A 2,664-nucleotide genomic window follows, 5' to 3' on the forward strand; every position below is an offset into this window, starting at 1 on the left:
AGGAGAAAAAATTTATGAAACTAAAAGACCCACAATCCTATATCTTAGATAATGAGCTAGGCTCAAGAGAAGAAGTTGAAATAGACGAGCAAAGAATTAAAGAATTAGAAGAATATGATGAGCAAGAAGATAAAAATCCTAATAATAAAATTATTATTTTTACAACTATACTGATATTTATTTTAACCATAATTTTATCTGTTATTATACAGACGAATAAAAAATAGATAAAATCTTTAAAGTTAAAAATGTTCATTAGTGAAACAGGTATTATATTAAAAAAGCGTACGAATTTGTACGCTTTTTTCTTGTGTTATTATTAAAATCTCATAACAGGCAAATATTATGAGATTTTAGACGCTGTCAGAACGTCTCTTTTACATCGAGTAACATTGAATCAAAGTCTTTGTATGTTAATGATATATAAAATTATTTAGTAGATTCATTATAGTAAGCTAGATTAGTTGCTCTACTTGTTTTTATTCTCTTTTGCCTCTAATTTATTGAGATAACGATAAATAGTTGTACGTGAAACTTGCCACTGCTCTGCAATTGTTTTAATTGGCGTACCATTATCATAAAGTGTCTTAAGTAAGTTTAAATCTTGTTTATTTAATTTTTCAGGTCTACCTCCATATCGGCCTCTAGCACGTGCTGCAATTCGACCGGCTGAAGATCGCTCTAAAATTAAATTACGTTCAAACTCTGCAAATGCTGCGAATAAATGAAATAATAATTGTCCTGTAGAACTTGATTTATCCATCGTTATATTTTCTTCTAAACTATGAAAACTCACACCTCGTTCGTTAAGTTCATTAACTAACGTGATTAAATCCTCCATGTTCCGTCCTAGTCTATCTAATCTCCAAACAACAATCGTATCTCCTGACCTCGCAAATTCAATTGCTTTATCTAAACCAGGTCGCTTACTTTTTGAACCACTCATATGGTCATTAAATATCTTTTCACAACCATATGTATTTAATCGATCCTCCTGTAAATTCAAATTTTGTAATCCAGTTGAAACTCTTGCATAACCTATTTTCAAAATACAAACCTCCTATATACACCTTTAGTGTACCATAACTTAATTACAAGGTCTTTTGTGAACATAGATTTTTTGTTGGGTTTTTGAACACATAATTCTATGTAATACTTACTTATTTAGACATAAAAAAAGAGTGTACAGAAAATGGTTATTTTCTGCACACTCTTGTTATTTACATGAGACCTTTTAACATACCGTACCAATATATTTTAGGCAACAAATCTTTTTTGAAAATATACATACTTCTTCGTTCTTTAGCCTGGTTAAAAGGAAATGTTTCTTTTGGTTTTTTATTATAATCAAACTCGGCAAGTATTAATTTATTATAACCAGTAACGATAGGGCACGAAGTATAACCATCATAATGATGCGTCAACATTTCATTATCCATTACTTGCAATAGATTATTAACAACTATAGGCGCCTGTTTACGAATTGCTGCTCCTGTTTTGGAAGTAGGTACATTTGAAGCATCACCGAGCGCAAATATATTAGAGTAGCTTTTATGCTGTAATGTGGTTGGGTTAACATCTACCCAACCATCACTATCTGAAAGTGTACTTTCTTTAAGTACACGTAAGGGACCCATAGGTGGTGTTACATGTAACATTTCATAATCTATTGTCTTTCTATCATTTGTTTTAATGTGTTCAAATGTAGCCTCTTTTTTATCTCCGTCAATTTCAACAAGATTATAATTGTAATCGACAATTATATCCCTTTCTTCAACAATTTTCTCTAATTCTTTATTATATTTGCCTACGTCAAATAAAGCATCTTTTGGTGTTTTGTATATCACATTAGCATTAGAACGGATATTATGTTTTCTAAAATAATCTTCAGCTAAATACATAATTTTCATAGGTGCGCCTCCGCATTTGATAGGCGTATTAGGATGCGTGAAAATCGCGTTCCCTTGTTTAAATTTAGAAATTTGTCTCCAAGTTTCGCGAACATAGTCAGGTGAATAGTTAGAACAAACACCATTTTTACCTATATTCTCTTTTAATCCTTTAATAGAAGACCAATTAATCTGTAATCCAGGGGCTACCACTAAAAATTCGTAACTAACGACTGAATTATCTCCTAAAATAATGCTATTGTTTTCAGGTTGAAAGCTTGAAACAGCATTTTTTATCCATTGAACACCTTCAGGCATAACGCTTTTCATATCTTTACGAGAACTTTTTAAACTCGATACCCCAGCACCAACTAAAGTCCATAACGGTTGATAATAATGATATTCAGCTGGGTCTATAATTGCTATTTTTCCTTTTAAGCTTTGATTTTTTCTTAATAGTCTTGATGCCACGGTAATACCTGCTGTACCGCCACCTACAATAACAATTTGATAATATTTACTCATTTTTTCACACCCTTAAATTATTTTAATGATTCTGGAAAATCTTTATATCCTTCTCTAATATTCACGACATTTTCAAATCCTTTATTTTCTAAGATACCCACTGCGATTGAACTTCTAACTCCTGACTGACAATGTACGTATATTTTATCTTCTTTATTAAATGGAATATTTTCATTTAATAATTTACCATGTGGAATATTGACTGCTTGATCTAAGTGTCCATTATTCCATTCTTCATCATTACGTACGT

4 protein-coding genes are annotated in these 2,664 nt (G+C 31.0%); 1 reads left to right on the forward strand and 3 read right to left on the reverse strand.

Annotation, left to right across the window (positions count from 1 at the left end; genetic code table 11):
• Positions 1–227 (forward strand): hypothetical protein (locus ACF91D_RS29750; RefSeq protein WP_392438321.1); only part of this gene is annotated, 227 nt, incomplete at its 5' end.
• Positions 228–469: 242 nt separating this feature from the next.
• Here ACF91D_RS29750 and ACF91D_RS29755 read toward each other — a convergent pair.
• The 3 genes from ACF91D_RS29755 to ACF91D_RS29765 all read right to left on the reverse strand — a co-directional run.
• Positions 470–1,048 carry a recombinase family protein gene (locus ACF91D_RS29755; RefSeq protein ID WP_000690637.1) on the reverse strand — a complete coding sequence of 193 codons (579 nt, stop codon included), beginning with the start codon at positions 1,046–1,048 and terminating at the stop codon, positions 470–472.
• 172 nt (positions 1,049–1,220) lie between these two features.
• Positions 1,221–2,414 (reverse strand): type II sulfide:quinone oxidoreductase Sqr, encoded by a 1,194-nt coding sequence (sqr, locus tag ACF91D_RS29760; protein ID WP_031917998.1) that lies wholly within the window; start codon positions 2,412–2,414, stop codon positions 1,221–1,223.
• A gap of 17 nt (positions 2,415–2,431) precedes the next feature.
• Positions 2,432–2,664, reverse strand: a 233-nt coding sequence (locus ACF91D_RS29765; protein ID WP_392438323.1) for a rhodanese-like domain-containing protein, incomplete at its 5' end; no start/stop codon positions are given.

Source organism: Staphylococcus sp. 231237_7MaSpsaltlick, assembly GCF_043107035.1.

Bases quoted from the DNA above. Each gene is read 5' to 3' on its own strand.
- sqr (WP_031917998.1), bottom strand. From the start codon at position 2,414: ATGAGTAAATATTATCAAATTGTTATTGTAGGTGGCGGTACAGCAGGT.